Source organism: Nitrospiraceae bacterium, from assembly GCA_035623075.1.
Taxonomy (GTDB): domain Bacteria; phylum Nitrospirota; class Nitrospiria; order Nitrospirales; family Nitrospiraceae; genus DASPUC01.
The window spans coordinates 197846-212085 of the sequence record DASPUC010000024.1; the positions used below are offsets into that span (position 1 = coordinate 197846).

General features: G+C 56.7%; 17 protein-coding genes. 6 read left to right on the forward strand and 11 right to left on the reverse strand.

What is annotated here, in order from left to right:
- Nucleotides 1-266: 266 nt before the first annotated feature.
- Both VEI50_07560 and VEI50_07565 read right to left on the reverse strand, forming a co-directional pair.
- A complete protein-coding gene (locus VEI50_07560; GenBank protein HXX74970.1) occupies nt 267-629 on the reverse strand; it encodes a hypothetical protein in 363 nt (120 codons plus the stop codon).
- Nucleotides 630-927: 298 nt separating this feature from the next.
- Entirely contained in the window at nt 928-2166 is a 1239-nt protein-coding gene (locus tag VEI50_07565; protein ID HXX74971.1) for an outer membrane beta-barrel protein, read from the reverse strand.
- A gap of 318 nt (nt 2167-2484) precedes the next feature.
- Here VEI50_07565 and VEI50_07570 point away from each other — a divergent pair, with 318 nt between their 5' ends.
- From VEI50_07570 to VEI50_07595, 6 genes are all read left to right on the forward strand, one after another.
- Nucleotides 2485-4152: a CorA family divalent cation transporter gene (locus tag VEI50_07570; GenBank protein HXX74972.1), complete on the forward strand. Its 1668-nt coding sequence runs from the start codon at nt 2485-2487 to the stop codon at nt 4150-4152.
- 298 nt (nt 4153-4450) lie between these two features.
- The gene (locus VEI50_07575) at nt 4451-4606 is read left to right on the forward strand and encodes a hypothetical protein (GenBank protein HXX74973.1); all 156 of its coding nucleotides are present in this window, start codon (nt 4451-4453) and stop codon (nt 4604-4606) included.
- A 57-nt stretch (nt 4607-4663) separates the two neighbouring features.
- Nucleotides 4664-5062 carry a hypothetical protein gene (locus VEI50_07580; protein HXX74974.1) on the forward strand — a complete coding sequence of 133 codons (399 nt, stop codon included), beginning with the start codon at nt 4664-4666 and terminating at the stop codon, nt 5060-5062.
- A gap of 81 nt (nt 5063-5143) precedes the next feature.
- Nucleotides 5144-5365: a hypothetical protein gene (locus tag VEI50_07585; protein ID HXX74975.1), complete on the forward strand. Its 222-nt coding sequence runs from the start codon at nt 5144-5146 to the stop codon at nt 5363-5365.
- A gap of 69 nt (nt 5366-5434) precedes the next feature.
- Nucleotides 5435-5851 carry a cytochrome c gene (locus tag VEI50_07590; protein HXX74976.1) on the forward strand — a complete coding sequence of 139 codons (417 nt, stop codon included), beginning with the start codon at nt 5435-5437 and terminating at the stop codon, nt 5849-5851.
- Between the two features lie 127 nt (nt 5852-5978).
- Nucleotides 5979-6425 (forward strand): hypothetical protein, encoded by a 447-nt coding sequence (locus VEI50_07595; protein HXX74977.1) that lies wholly within the window; start codon nt 5979-5981, stop codon nt 6423-6425.
- Here VEI50_07595 and VEI50_07600 read toward each other — a convergent pair.
- From VEI50_07600 to VEI50_07640, 9 genes are all read right to left on the reverse strand, one after another.
- Complete coding sequence (locus VEI50_07600; GenBank protein HXX74978.1) at nt 6412-6738, reverse strand: hypothetical protein; 327 nt, start codon at nt 6736-6738, stop codon at nt 6412-6414. The two genes, VEI50_07595 and VEI50_07600, sit on opposite strands and share 14 nt — an antisense overlap.
- Nucleotides 6739-6772: 34 nt before the next feature.
- On the reverse strand, nt 6773-7246 hold the full coding sequence (locus VEI50_07605; GenBank protein ID HXX74979.1) for a DUF1566 domain-containing protein: 474 nt from the start codon (nt 7244-7246) through the stop codon (nt 6773-6775).
- Nucleotides 7247-7316: 70 nt separating this feature from the next.
- Entirely contained in the window at nt 7317-8069 is a 753-nt protein-coding gene (locus VEI50_07610) for a hypothetical protein (GenBank protein ID HXX74980.1), read from the reverse strand.
- 74 nt (nt 8070-8143) lie between these two features.
- Entirely contained in the window at nt 8144-9118 is a 975-nt protein-coding gene (locus tag VEI50_07615; protein HXX74981.1) for a site-2 protease family protein, read from the reverse strand.
- Between the two features lie 12 nt (nt 9119-9130).
- Complete coding sequence (locus VEI50_07620; protein ID HXX74982.1) at nt 9131-9973, reverse strand: MBL fold metallo-hydrolase; 843 nt, start codon at nt 9971-9973, stop codon at nt 9131-9133.
- 17 nt (nt 9974-9990) lie between these two features.
- Nucleotides 9991-11463: a pitrilysin family protein gene (locus tag VEI50_07625; GenBank protein ID HXX74983.1), complete on the reverse strand. Its 1473-nt coding sequence runs from the start codon at nt 11461-11463 to the stop codon at nt 9991-9993.
- Nucleotides 11460-13037 carry a pitrilysin family protein gene (locus tag VEI50_07630; GenBank protein ID HXX74984.1) on the reverse strand — a complete coding sequence of 526 codons (1578 nt, stop codon included), beginning with the start codon at nt 13035-13037 and terminating at the stop codon, nt 11460-11462. The genes VEI50_07625 and VEI50_07630 overlap by 4 nt, the downstream gene beginning before the upstream one ends.
- Nucleotides 13034-13681 carry an HAD-IA family hydrolase gene (locus VEI50_07635; GenBank protein ID HXX74985.1) on the reverse strand — a complete coding sequence of 216 codons (648 nt, stop codon included), beginning with the start codon at nt 13679-13681 and terminating at the stop codon, nt 13034-13036. Before VEI50_07635 ends, VEI50_07630 begins: the two co-directional genes overlap by 4 nt.
- On the reverse strand, nt 13681-14232 hold the full coding sequence (locus tag VEI50_07640) for a hypothetical protein (protein ID HXX74986.1): 552 nt from the start codon (nt 14230-14232) through the stop codon (nt 13681-13683). The genes VEI50_07635 and VEI50_07640 overlap by 1 nt, the downstream gene beginning before the upstream one ends.
- Nucleotides 14233-14240: the final 8 nt, after the last annotated feature.

Consider the following 14240-nt stretch of genomic DNA (forward strand, 5'->3'; position numbering starts at 1 on the left):
CCTGCCCCTTTCTTTCGAAACCTGCCCATTCGATTCTGCATGCATCCCCGCTGGCTCTGCTCACTCTATCGAATGTAGTATCAAAGCCGAATTAAACCGGAAGGACAGAGCGTCAAGAATCCGTAAAAACGGCGCTGGTCTAGCCACGTGCCCGACGGAGAGCACCAAAGACACTGTTGTGACTAATAGAGGTGGGATCGACTCCGAGGGAGGTAAAAATCTGCCGCATGAAACAGGATGAGATTGAGTAGGAGGTAAATCAGCCCTCATTCCTGTGGCCCATCACTCACTATCACAGGGAACGTCGCTCGAATTGGCGCTCTGCTGGGAGATTGGACTGTCACCATCAGGCTCCATTCTCCGGCCTTACTCAAGTAAAGTTTTGAAGAAAAAATACCGATGTCTGTATTCCGCAAGGGCGTCGTCATGGGGCTGACTGATGGTTCCTTATAGGTCAGAAGCACGTGAAATTCTGATAGGACTTTCTCGGATCCGGCCGCAAGTTCCACGAAGACGATGTTTTCGCCAACTCGCGCAGGACTCGGCACAGTCCAGAGCACGATACCGACACCTCCCGCGGTCTGTTCTTGCTTCTGGTCAGCCTTCACATAGCTTTCACGGTCAGACACGCATGAAACCAGACAACAAGCTAGGGGCAGGACCGTAGCCAGACGAATCGCTGATCCTCTTTTCCAGATTGCAGCCATCAGGCAAATCCCGACTTTCCCATAAGAAAAATACCTGCTGCTCTATTACAAAGGCATAAAATCTGAGACCGATTCCGTCAAAATGTTGTGAAGTCTGATGGCGAATTTCATTCTTTGGCTATGGAACAGTCAGGCACTCTGCTTTAGTGCAATGCGGTACCTGCATAACGTCGAAGCGCTAAAGAAGAATAGGCTGCGGTGTGGGACGCTATGTTTCTAGCTACGGGGAATCGTAGGTCCACAGAATGGCAGCAATCAGCAAATGCTGAGCTTGCACAAGGCCGGGCACGCCGGGGCTGACTTCCCCCCCTTTGAAAAACCCGCCTTGCGGGCCGGTCGAATCATCGTATCGGTACTCCAGCCTCAGTCTTGCGATGGTGGAGGCAACGGGCAACTTGTATTCGAGCGTCGTCGTGATGGCCTTAATGAATTGTTCCGCTCCAGTCATTCTTCCGTTACGGTCCCAATAAAACTCAGGCCGAATAGACGCCCCCCAGCGGTCGGTAATCTGCCACCACGAATAGATTGCTCCTCCCGTCCAGAAGGTTCTGGGGGACCCGGATTGCTCCGCGGCATTTTCTGTTCCGACGTCGTAGGACATCGCGAGAGTGAGGTGATCACCCTTCCATTGGACGATGCTGTCGGAAAAGAAACGCCAGTACTTCAGATCCGTATTGCTTTGATCGGGACCGTAGTAGAAGTTTTGGGTCAACGTGAGTTGTGAGTTGGGCGTCCAGCTGAATTGGGTTCCATAGCTCGGTGCGTCATTGGGCCGCGAAAGCCAGCTGTACCCGTTGATCACGTATAGTACATGTTTGACGTTCTCACTCAGATAATATTGCGCACTGACGCCCATCATGAAATATGGAGAGTAATCCGGCAGATACGTTCGGGTGTAATTGAAGTTATCCTTGGCGTAGAACGACTCATACCCGATAAAACTATTAAAGATCCCGGCGGTGAGCGTTACGCCGCTGCCGACGGGAGCCAGGTAAGACACGTTGGCGCGGGAAAAGTGCTTGAGCGTGTCTGCGCTGGCTAGTGGACGATCTCGACCCGGAACGTCATTCGGTACTTGGCCGTTCGGATCGTTGCCGCCTTGAACGGCAAGCTCCAGACCCCAACGCGACGATTCATTCACATCCTTCCGCACGTAACCCAGCACCATATTGGGCGTCAGCTCATTCATGTTCTGCGTCGTGACCTTGCTGCGCCAGCTGTGATTCTCCGGAAAATTGAAGTCAACGGGATAACTCAGATCCAGATATGCACCATAGCGCCATGACGAATTGAGCCAGGAGGGTAAGCTCAGCCCTGTCGAGAGCTCTGGCGGCTGCGATACGGGCGGGGTTGCTTCCTCGGCGACGGCAGGAAGAACTAGAGCCACTATCATCACCAACTGCCACAGACACTCCCAGCAAGCCAGATACACGCTTATCAACGCACGCGTTCTCTTCACTTCAGTCTCTTCTTCTCCCAGAGCCCTTGCTGTGCGACACTATACTTTCTCCCGTGCTTTGAGAAAAGCAGTTGCGTAGATCGTGCGTGCTGCCGATCGGTACCTGGGCTCCGTTCGCAGAACTTTCCATGCCGGGCCGCGATGTCGTCGTTGGGGTCAGGCGTGGCTATCCAGTGGATCTCAGATTTGATTTGGGGAACGATATCCGGGCGGCAACGAAGGATCTCGTTGAGGTGTCAAACACTCTTTGTGTAGAGTATGATGCTTCGCGAGCTGCTTAAGCGGTAATTGTCCGCTGGAAGATAAAAATCGATCTCTATGTCTGATCCGAACGCTCCTCATACCGATAAAATTGTTCGGCACTTCCGGCAGATCCTGCTCTGGCCCGTGCAGCTCATGCCCATCCGCGACGCCGCGCCGATCCAGAAACACTGGGAACTCCTGCAGACGATGGAGCGAGACAATCCCTGGCGGGCGTTGGTGGACGAGTTCACGGGTGACCCGAATCAATTCCAGGAGCGCCATTACAGCGAGTTCGTGACGTTTCTCCCCTACGTTCAGCGGTTCCTCTACGGAGAAGGGAAAGGGAGCGACGTGGACGTCCGTCAGGAATCCTGCATTCGCGTGTTTCGCCGTTGTGATGTCGCCAAGGTGCGGGTGACCTTCCCCGGCCCCCGCACTGTCCCCGTAACCTTTCGTGTGGCGCACGTCGATCTGTATTTTTTCTATGACATTGACGTGGCAATTCTCGTCGTGGAGGTCTATGCCGACGATCTGCCGTTGCCTCAGGCACAGAACGCGCTGTTCCGACTGGGCCGCTGTTATCCCACGTATTGGGAGCCGGACGGGCATGGCGGCCACTGTCCCAAGTTTGTGGAGTGGCTGTCTTCCGAGGACAAGGTGCTCGCGGTATCCGACTACGAGAACCAGGAGAAATATCTCTCCTTCGTCTGCCAGTATCGGTCGCCGAGTCTCGCCTCCCACTGGGAATTCTTGCTTGAACCGCTGGTGCTCCACCATTCTGGGAAGAAGGGCCTCATCCGGTACCGACAGATCGAATACCATCTGATGCCTGTGATGGCTTATCTGGTCATAGACGATCCGGGAGCGTTGACCCGCGCCGAATTCGTGCGGGTAGGGTTGGCCAGCGCGCCGGGTGCACCCGATGCCTTGCCCTATTCCGACCGCCATCTGCGCGACTTCGAAGAACGCTACTGTTACGACCGCTACTGGAACGGATCGGGAATGGATCCACCTGGGACGCGTTTCATGTGTACCGGGCGCGTATTCACGATGGTGGGGGATTGCGGCGAGCGTGTGTTCGTAGACCGCAAAACCGACCTCGAACAGTTTCGACACGAATACTTTCTGTTGTTCCTGATCCCGCACTTTCACAAGGCCGCCCTGCTGATGTTGGCGAACCGCCTGGTGGAAGCAACGAACCAACTGGATGTAACCCAGCGGGACTCCGTGCGGCAGTTCCGGCGCGTCATACGTCAGACGCTAGGGGTCTTTCTGCGCTTCACCCATCGCTATTGGTCCCATCAGGTCTCGGATCACGGGCAGGTGAAAGAGCTGTATCGAATGATCAGCGAGCATCTGGGCACGGATCGGCTCTTTGCCGAACTCAGGTCCGAGATCGAAGACATGAGTCAGTATCTCGACAGCGAGGCGCTGCGGCGCCAGGGCGAGACCATGGTGCGCCTGAGCGTCGTGGCCACGATCGGCTTGATCGGTGTCGCGACGACCGGTTTTTGGGGCATGAACTTGTTTGTGGTGACTGAGGAGCCGCCTCTGACACGGTTCGTCTATTTTTTGATCATCCTGACTCTGGCCATCGGCTTGACCTTCTACACGATGTGGAAATCCAGGCGACTATCCGACTTCCTGGAAACGCTCGCTGACGAGCGCCAATCATCGCGAGCAAAGCTTGCAGCATTAGTGAACGTCTGGAAAACAGCCGGGGATCTGGAGCGACAGCGTTAGTATCTTGACCCGAGGCGCGCCGGCATTCCAAACATATCCACAGCAATCTCTTCTTATTCTTGTCGATTCCGCACTGACGGATGTGTTTGCTATCTCACAATCGCTCACGCTGACCCATGGGAGGAAGAAAAAAGAAGGGCTCAGTTGGATGGATTAACCACCATACACCACATGCGACGGGTGCCGGATTTTTGATCCGCCACCGGTTTGTCGCTGAAAAAAATGACCTGCCTGGCAACGCTGTCGTTTTCTTGATCGGGCGTGGCCGTTCAGTGGATCTCAGATTTGACCTTGGGGAATGGACGTCCAAGCGGCCACGAAGGATCATGCCGAGGTTTCCAACGCCGTTGTCCTGGAGTATGATGGCTCCTGCTTTGGCTGGTGCAAGACCATCAAAGTGTTGCAGCCCATCCGTGAACAGGCAACCAAGCAACATGAGGACTATTTGAGGTAAGGTATGCCTCTCCCCGATGCTCTACCGTTTAGATCGACTGTGCAGGGTGTGGTGCCTATGAGCTGGCCTCCCCTGGTCGTCATCGTCGCGCTCTGTATGGGGGCTGTCCTTCTCGTCCTCGGCTGTGCCTCCACAGAAGATCGGCAGCGTACAGCACGCGCAGCTGACTTTAACCAATGGCTCGGGCAAGACAAACAAAGCCGGGTCAAACAGGCAGGCCCACCAGCCAGCTGCACCCAGACTGGCGGTGGCGAGCTCTGTGAATGGCACCCCGAGGGGAATACGTTGCGGTACCGCTATGACACCAAAGGGATCGCGCAAAGTTGGGCGTATACGAATCGGCAATCGGGCGTGATGGAACGGGCCGAGGATTCGGCAGCACAGGGGGGCGTGTGGGAGTCATTCACCGGCTGGTTTATGGAGCCGAAGCGCGCTCCTGGAGGCCCTAGTCAGTGATCGCTCTATTCCGCGGTTTGCACAGAAGGTGATGTGCGGCCTAGACAAACAAGAGAAGTTACACTTTTTGCATCCGTCATCATGACCATCCTCGTCGCAGTCGCTGCGGTGATAGGTGGGGGCGTTGGGGTCTGGTGGATTCATCAACCACTTCTTTCATCAGCGCTACCGGAGATCAACACGGCAACGGTGAGTGAGCGGACCACCTTATCTGGAATTGACCAATCGACAGGGGAGAAGATTGTCACTGAACGCCCCGATATTCGAATCGATGATCTCGTAGGGAAAAACATCATCCCCTGAGCAACCACCAACAAGATCAAGGGCCAAGTGGTAGCGAAGCAGAAGTAATTCGTATACAGTGCGCTCGGTGTGGCAACCGCGACGCGGCGACGTTCAAAGAGCCAAGAGACTCGGGCGATGAAGGTCAACCGGCTGATGGTTCTCATACTTGGCCTGACGATTGTGGCCAGCACCTCGGTCGTGGCTGAGCCAGGCCCAGGCAATCTCAAACAGGGTCAGGCCCTCTACCAGCAGCACTGTCTGCGGTGTCACGGCGCGAGGTTGGATGGGAAAGGGCCAGAGGCGGTGAAACTGAGTGTGAACCCTACCGACTTTCATCAATACCTCTCCCGCGTCAAAGGAGAGCTGGAATTGGAGGTCACGATCCGACGAGGCCGAAAGGCCACCGCGATGCACGAGTGGGACAGCCTCTTAACCGATCAGCAAGTTACAGATCTGATCGCGTACATCCGAAGCGCCGTTCCGCATCTAGAGGTGAACCCCTAAACCTCGCAAGCCCTGCGGGTTGCGTCTAGCTGTTTGACGACAACAAGATGAGCATCTGATGAAAGAGACGTCGCGAGTCCCTTCCGAGAGATGGACCAGAACCTAGACCTGTAGATGGAGCTTGACCATGAACGTTGCGCGTATTGGTGTGCTGCTCGTGAGTCTTGGAATACTAATCACCGTGGGGTGTGCGAGTCAGCCCCCCTTCCCCGAATCGTCTTTAACCGGAGGACTGTTTGAGGTCAAGATTGGTGAATCGGTGACGCCTCCGGTGGTTACTGCGAAACGAGGCGATGAAGTAAGGTGGGTCAATATGACGAGCGGCCCGGTCGACATCTTCTTGGTGCAAGCTCAGGATGATCTCATCTCTTGTCAGAAGGGATTTGCCTCAACCGGATGGGGCTATCTGTTCGGATCGCAGGCACACGAGACTATCTTGGTCGCCACGGTTCACCCGAACGACTCCGTCAGCCTTTGCTTCGCCGTCCCCGGGACGTACGACTATACGGTGCGTAGGCATCCGCCCATACCGGGCCTTGCAACCAAGCTCACCGGCACGATCACGATCCAGTAGTCTCTGCCGCGATCGGTAGGAGGAGTGACCATGTGATAGGGACAGGCCGCCAGGGCTTCAGTTTGCTCTCGGCCTCGCCTTGCTGCTCCTTCCGTCCTCGCTCCATGCCTGGGCACAGGAAGGCCATGAGATCATCGCCCTGATTGCAGAGCCACGACTTCACGCCGACGTGCGAGACATCGAGCGCCTCCTCGCGATCATGGAACGGATGCGGACCGAGCCGGTGACGAATGAAGAACTGAAAGAAACGAATACGGGTGGTCGAGCTGACGAGGGAAGAGATCCTGACCGTGAGCGAAGAATGAACGAACAACGCTGGCTGACGGATACTCAGAGCAGATCCAGACCTACTTTGCAGGTTGTCCGAGCACACACCACATGCGACGGGTGCCGGATTTTTGGTCTGTGACCGGCTCACCGCTGAAGAAGCTGACCTGCCAGGCGACAATGTCGTCTGTCGGATGCGGCGTGGCAGTCCAATAGATTTCGGACTTGATGTTGGAGAAGGGATGACCCGTTGGTAAGGCAGGGTCATGCTGAGATGAATCGATCAAGGTCTTGAGTTCGTCGACCGACGGAGCACGCCAGCCGGTTTTCCCCCCAACCGTTTCCGTCCCGCAGCGGGCCACGGAGGCATTCCACACATCATGGATGCGATCCGGCTCTTGTTCCCAGATGAGACCAGTCTGGTTGTCCTTTACGCCAGCCCCGTCCAGAACGACCGTAAATCGTTCTGGAGCGTCTGCGCCTGCCACGCCCCCGTACCACGCAACACATACGATCCCTGCAGTGAGCCCAAGGGCTCGCGATAAACTTTTCATCGTCGCCCTCCTCGTGAGGAAGATAGACGTATCCTAAGAGAGTCATCCAGACGGCGCAAGCGGCGGCTGTTCAAGAAGAGAGCCGGCGGTATTGTCGGATTAAGAGGAGTCCGCCCCAAAGAAATGAGACAAGCATGAGCAGGATACCGAGATTGTAACACAGATGCGCGAGCCGATGATCGTACGGAAGCCAGCCGAGCATACTCAGAATATTCTCCCAGTCGTGTCCGTCGGTTTCTTTACCCGTCACGCCACCCAACAGCATTAAATCCAGCGCTCGGGCATCGTTGACATATGGAGCGATGTCCATGAAATTTTCCGCCGTCCACCAGAGAGCCACCGAGGCCCCGAACGGATCCCGCGTCTTGAGGAGAAACGTCGCGAGACAAATGAGCGGCATCAGGATCTGTCCCAGAGTCCCGCCGAGAAACATCATGAACCGGCCAAAGGGCATGAAGAGCAGGTGGCCGGCTTCATGGAACGGCAAATTGATGAGATGAAGAAACGACTCGCCTGTGTCGTTCGTTTCAAGTGGCGTCGTGATGAACTTCCAACCCCACCACAAGAGCAGAAGCAGGACCAGGCCGCGGCCGGCGAGGGTCAGGGCATCATCGGCCTGATCGGACTCGATGAACCACTCTTTCACGAACAGTCTCCACTGCGAATGATTCGAGATCGATGTCCGATGCTGAAGCTGAATGCCCATGTCGACCGGTCGATACTTGGCAAACACGATTCCACATTTCGGGCAGTCCACTGCTCCATTCTGTTGCTCAAACTGACATTTGGGACAAACAACGGTTGCTGTCGCCGGAGTTGCCATACCTCACCCTACGAAGGAAGGCGAAATTGGGCAAGGATTTGACTAGATTCCTACCGCGAAACGGAGGGCACTCATTAATGGAAGGAAAAGGGAACCGGCGCAAACGTGACAACGAAAACGATGAGCGCCAACCAGCCGACCAGGATCCTGGCGATCCCTAACGGAAGCTGCGGATTACGAACCGGCGGATGACCCAACCCCCAGAGACCTGCCATGAAGGCCCACACGAACCACCCGGGCCAGCCGACAAATCCCAACACGATCAACACCGGCACGATGGCAAACGCCATGGTCCGCTGCCGTGACCCCCAGAGTGCATAGGCGACGTGGCCTCCGTCCAATTGCCCGATCGGAATGAGATTGAGCGAGGTCACGAAGAGTCCGAACCAGGCGGCGAATGCGATGGGATGGAGCAACACATCCGCTTGCGGGGGAAGCGATCCGATGATAATCCACGAGGCAAACTGTAGGAGGAGCGGCTCGCCCAATTGCAGACCGTAGGTCGAAGTCCGATCGACGATTGTGGAGAGCTTGAGACCAATGACTAACGCGATGACTGCCACAGCGAAGCCAGCCAACGGCCCAGCCACGCCGATATCGAAGAGGGCGCGGCGGTTCATGATCGGCCCGCGCATACGGATGATCGCTCCAAACGTGCCGATAAAATGCGGAGGCCCTGGAATGAACAACGGCAACGACGCCGGTACTCGATGGATTCGAGACAACAGATAATGTCCGAATTCATGTGTGACGAGGATGGTCAGTAGGGTAGCGGCGAAGGGAATCCCGCGCCAGAGTGACTCCGGAGAGTCCAGCAAAAACTGCAATGGCCCCCGCGCCGGACCGGTATGCGTCTGATAGGCCCCGGCCCAGAGAGTCGTAAAGATCGTGACGATGAACAGGCCGGTAGGCAGAATATAGTCCGAGAAGGGTCTGTCTTCGATCTCCTCGTCGTGCGAGAGATCCTGCGTCGTCTCGAACGGTCGGCCAAGAATCTGGATATCTTCCCTACGAATCAGCTGGTCGGTATTTCGCGTATCGCGATCCATGATGCGTCCATCTCATTGATCGAGGGCGAACGGGTTGTGGTCGATCTCTTCCTTCACCGTCGTCGCCGGTCCGTGGCCCGGCAGCAGCACAGAGTCCTGGGGTAATTTCAACACGCGCTGCCTCACCGAGTCCAGATGCGTGGCGTAAAGCGTGTGAGGAGACGATCTCCCGATTGATCCGGCAAAGATGGTATCGCCGACGAAACAGACTGGGTGTGATTGCGAGTCCGTCACAAAACAGATTCCGCCAGGTGTATGACCAGGTGTGGTCATGCAGCGGACTGTTCGCCGCCCAACCCTAAGCGTGAGTCCCTCGCTGGGACCGGCAAGCCGATCGTCAGACGGCCGCCAGTGAAGGAGCGAGATATCTTCCGGTCCCAAGTACACCGGCACGGGCCATCGTTTCAGCAATTGTTGGATGCCATCTGAATGGTCCGAGTGGCCGTGCGTGAGACAGATTCCCACGAGACGTAGGTGGTGCGACTCCAAGAACTCGATCATTGCCGGAGCATTGTAGGCGGTGTCGATGAGAAGGGCCTCTCCGGCATCATGAACGACATAACCCTTTACGGCATAGCCGTTCACATCGCCATGCATAGTTTCGATGCCAGAAAGCGGCGGCGTGGGCTGAGGCATCCACTTGTCGAGCACAATGTGCTCAAGCGGACCCAGTCGGAGGCCCAACGTATCGGCGAGCGCCCGTACTTCCGCACGATCCCGAGGTTGGTCGCCCCGTTCAAGCGCCGTAATGTCCGCCCCGGGCAACCCGGTCATCCTCGCCAGGTCTGGTACGGACAGGTTTTGTCCCGCCCGCGCCTTCTTGATGATGTCGCACAAATCGTCTTCGAGGGGCATGAAGAGGCTTTCAGCGATCAGCTCTCAGGAGATAACTTGATTTCCTTGGCGTCACCGAATACCGAGAGGACTTTAGGCAATGTCTCACCGATTCCAACAGCCACGATCGTGAGCCGGTCCGGGTGCCAGTGTTTCTTCGCCGCGGCCAGGATCTCTTCCTTCGTCAGCTTAACCACCCGTTCACGCAGTTGTTGGAGAAAATCTTTGGGCAATCCGTCGTACTCCAGTTCAACCAACCGATTCACGATGGCCGAGGGGCTCGCGAACGAGAACACGAACGAATTCACATACGCTTCTTTCGCTTCTTCCAGTTCTTCGTTCGTCACCGGCTCGGTCCGCATCCGCTCCATGTTCGCGACGAACCGCTCGATGACCTCCTGAGTCGACAGTAACTTCGTTTCGGCCCGCATCAGCCAGACACCTTGATCGTGGACCCCCGCGTTTAGTCGACTCCCGACCGAATAGGCCATCCCCCGCCTGGTCCGCACGTCGTTGAAGAGACGGCTGCGGAATGAACTGCCGCCGAGGATGTCGTTGGCGATCGCCAGCGCCACATAGTCCGGATCGTTCTCTTTGATCGAGAGGTGGCCGACGCGCAAGTGCGTCTGCGAGGTCTCTTTGTTGATGAAGCGGACGGTTCGACGGCCGCCGATCGGCTCAGGCGCATCCGTAATCGTGAGCTCCGGCACCTCCCCTTTCTTCCAGTCGCCAAATGCGTCGCGCAGCGAGGCCAGCATGGCCTGCTTGTCGAAATCCCCGGTGACGCCCAGGATGATGCCGTTCGGATGAATCGTCCGTTGGTGAAACGCCGTCACATCGTCGCGGGTGATGCGCGTAATGGACTCGATCGTGCTCTCACGGGCGGAAGGATGATCCGGCCCGTACAGTACCTTCACAAATTCGCGACTGACGACTGAACCCGGATTATCCTGCCGGCGGCGAATCGATTCGATCGCCTGAAGTTTGGCTAATTCGAGCCGGGCCGGTTCAAATGCCGGACGGCGCACCAGCCCCGTCAGGATGGCAAGACCTTTCTTGAAGTCCTTCGCCAGGACATCGAGTGAGGCGGCCCCGGATTGCCGACCGATTGAAATATTGAGAGACGCAGCAACCTGCTCCAACTCTTCATCGACCTGCTCCGACGAGAGACCCCCTCCTCCGCCAGTTCGCATAACCGATCCGGTGAGTGCCGCCAGACCAACCTTGTCCGTCGGATCGAGCCAGCTGCCCGTTCGCATGGTCGCGGAGAGACTGATCAACGGCAGTTCATGGTCCTCGAGAAGATAGACGACCATGCCGTTTTCGAGCACGACGCGGTCGGCATCGGGAGGCGTGAATTCGACCGGCTTGAACTTCATCTGCCGCGGGTCGCCAAGCACCATGCCGCCGGCGTAGGCATCCAACACTGGGACAAGCAGCAACATGACGATCATGCCGCAAACAATTCCCCGACGGTTGACGCGCATGGTGCCACCCTTCACGCTAGTCATCGCGCCACCTCGCTCGTTGGGACCACCGCCATTTTCTTATCCGGTTGTTTTTTGACCACCATTGCTACTGTCCGATTCGACTTCGTGAAATACTGGGCTGCCACTCGCTGGATATCCGTCGGCTTCACCGCGGCAATCTTGTCGCGCGATTTCAAGACATAGCGCCAATCGCCGGCCACGGTTTGGAAGAGCGCCAGTTGGGACGCCAAGCCGCCGTTGGATCGAAGGGCGCGGACCAGATCGGCATCGAGATTGTTGACCACTTTTTCGAGTTCCTTTGCCAAAACGGGCTCGGTTTTCAGCCGTTCCAATTCTTCGTAGATTGCGGCTTCGACCTCCGCCGTCGTGTGCGGCGCCAGCGGCGTGGCGGTGAGGATGAAGAGATTCGGTGCACGCACACCGGGGTAATTCGCATCCGAACCGATCGAGGCTGCCAGTCGTTTCTCCCGCACGAGCTTGGAATACAATCGCGACGTCAGCCCGTCGCTCAACACGGCGTCGATCACGTCGAACACGTAATCGTCGGCATGGCCGAGCGCCGGCTTATGGTAGCCGATCGCCACGGACGGCTCAGCATCGAATTCCACCTCGACACGACGCTCCCCCCGTTGCGGCGGTTCGACCGTGACGATCTGAGGCGGAGGGGGTGCGGCTGGGATCGTACCGAACGTTTGTTCGATCAGCGCAATGACCTCTTTTGGATCGATATCACCCACGATGGCGATCGTGGCCCGGCCGGGACCATAATACGTCTTGAAGAACGCCTGCGCCTCAGCCGGCGTCAACGAAAGAATGTCCGATTCCCAGCCGATCGTGGGAATCCCGTATGGATGCGCGCGGAAAGCCGCCGATGTGAATGTTTCGAACAAAAGCCCGTTCGCACTGTCGTCGTTGCGCAGGCGCCGTTCCTCCATGACAACGCCCCGTTCTTTGTAAAATTCCCGAAGGACCGGGTTCGCCATGCGATCCGACTCAAGTGCGGCCCAGAGAGGGAGACGATTCGACGGAAGGCTGATCATGTAGCGCGTAAGGTCCTTGCCGGTCGAGGCATTGAGCCCGATCCCGCCGTGCCGCTGGTAGAGCAACGCCATTTCGTTGCCCATGACAAACTGCGCTGCCTGTTCCTGTAACGAGGTGAACCGTTTTTGGAGCGCCTCGATGCCCGCGGTTTCCTCGGAGCTTGCCGGCCCATCTGCGATTCTCCTGGTCAGCTCACGCTGCCGTTGTTCGAGCTCGGTGCCGACTCGACTCAGCTCCTCAAGTATTGGACGTTCTTTTTCATAATTCTTGGTCCCGAGCGTCCGCGTACCTTTGAACGCCATGTGTTCATAAAGATGGGCGAGACCGGTCTGGCCAACCTGCTCGTTTACACCTCCGACCCCGAAGGTCATATTGATCGAGACGACCGGTGTCTGGTGTCGTTCAACCATGAGAAGGGTCAATCCGTTGGCCAGCTTGTGTTCGATCACACGATCGGCAAGACCGGACGCACTTGCCAATTCGCTGATCACGGGCATGAAGCCTATGACGAATATGAGCATGAAGATGACGTTGAGACGTAACGGTTTGGTCATACGAAAAGCTCCGTCAGTTCTTCCGGTCGTTCGATAAACCAATCGGGTTGACAGGCAACCATTCTCTCCCGGTTGCCCATCCCGTATCCCACTGCACAAACCCGGATTCCTGCGTTGTGCCCCCCATTAATGTCGTTGGTGCTGTCTCCCACCAGGACGGTTCGATCTCTTGGCACGTTCAATTGCTCCATCACATGAAGCAACATCCCAGGCTCCGGTTTTAAACCAAAGCCATTGTCCCCGCCCACGACACACTGGAAATGGTCGCCGCCGAGTCCTTGCAGGATGACCGTGGTGTACTCGATCGATTTATTGGTCGCCACGGCCTTACGCTTCGTTCCGAAATGCCTGAGTATTTGCTCGACGCCCGGATAATAGGTCGTGCGATCCAGGCAATGGGCCAAATAATGCCCGCGAAACACGTACAGTGCCTCTTCGAAGCTGACGCGGTTATTGTCGCCTACGGCCAACCGCAACAGCTTCTTGACCCCGTCACCCACGAAACCAAAAATTTCTTCCAGCGGCCGTTGCGGGAGCCCCAACTCCTGAAGGGTCAGGTTTACCGATTTGGCGATGTCCCACTTGGACTCGATGAGTGTTCCGTCCAAATCGAAGATGAGCAGATCCACCGGGGTCTTCGCCATTACTTTGCCTTTCGCAGTTCCTCTTGCAACGTCGCGAGCGCGGCGCGCTTTTCCGAATCGGTTTCTTTGATCCAGGCTTCCCGCACAAAATTCACCATGCGCTTTTGACCGACGTGCGGTGGAAGCAGCGGATCGACAATTGTCCACCGGTTTTTGATAGCTTTCACGCGAAAACGAACTTCTTCCGTCTCGGGCTTCGACACAAATCCGGCCGTTTCGAAGTACACAAGCCCCATCACATGAAAGGTGACGGGAATGACGACCTCCATCCGGTCGATGACTTCCCACTGACGGTAATCCTCAGCCACCACGAAGTCCTGTGTCACGACCGCCCGGCTCCAGAGAGGCTCTTCCTTCCAACTGGTGTACGGCAACATGGCATCGATGGTCATCGATTCGAGGCGGGCTCCTTTCTTGTCCAATCCCAGATAGCGCTTCACGACCTCTGCCGGAGAATTAGTCAATGATCCGGTTTGCGCCGACCCAAGAGCCGGAGTCATCACCAGAGCTGCGAGCAACGTCAGAATGATGGACGCGCTTCTTCCTACCATTGTCGTGC

Coding starts and splice junctions, on each gene's coding strand:
- VEI50_07605 (HXX74979.1), bottom strand. CDS start 7,246: ATGAAAAGTTTATCGCGAGCCCTTGGGCTCACTGCAGGGATCGTATGT.
- VEI50_07595 (HXX74977.1), top strand. CDS start 5,979: ATGAACGTTGCGCGTATTGGTGTGCTGCTCGTGAGTCTTGGAATACTA.
- VEI50_07640 (HXX74986.1), bottom strand. CDS start 14,232: ATGGTAGGAAGAAGCGCGTCCATCATTCTGACGTTGCTCGCAGCTCTG.
- VEI50_07570 (HXX74972.1), top strand. CDS start 2,485: ATGTCTGATCCGAACGCTCCTCATACCGATAAAATTGTTCGGCACTTC.
- VEI50_07610 (HXX74980.1), bottom strand. CDS start 8,069: ATGGCAACTCCGGCGACAGCAACCGTTGTTTGTCCCAAATGTCAGTTT.
- VEI50_07575 (HXX74973.1), top strand. CDS start 4,451: ATGGACGTCCAAGCGGCCACGAAGGATCATGCCGAGGTTTCCAACGCC.
- VEI50_07585 (HXX74975.1), top strand. CDS start 5,144: ATGACCATCCTCGTCGCAGTCGCTGCGGTGATAGGTGGGGGCGTTGGG.
- VEI50_07630 (HXX74984.1), bottom strand. CDS start 13,037: ATGACCAAACCGTTACGTCTCAACGTCATCTTCATGCTCATATTCGTC.
- VEI50_07635 (HXX74985.1), bottom strand. CDS start 13,681: ATGGCGAAGACCCCGGTGGATCTGCTCATCTTCGATTTGGACGGAACA.
- VEI50_07580 (HXX74974.1), top strand. CDS start 4,664: ATGAGCTGGCCTCCCCTGGTCGTCATCGTCGCGCTCTGTATGGGGGCT.
- VEI50_07620 (HXX74982.1), bottom strand. CDS start 9,973: ATGCCCCTCGAAGACGATTTGTGCGACATCATCAAGAAGGCGCGGGCG.
- VEI50_07625 (HXX74983.1), bottom strand. CDS start 11,463: ATGACTAGCGTGAAGGGTGGCACCATGCGCGTCAACCGTCGGGGAATT.
- VEI50_07615 (HXX74981.1), bottom strand. CDS start 9,118: ATGGATCGCGATACGCGAAATACCGACCAGCTGATTCGTAGGGAAGAT.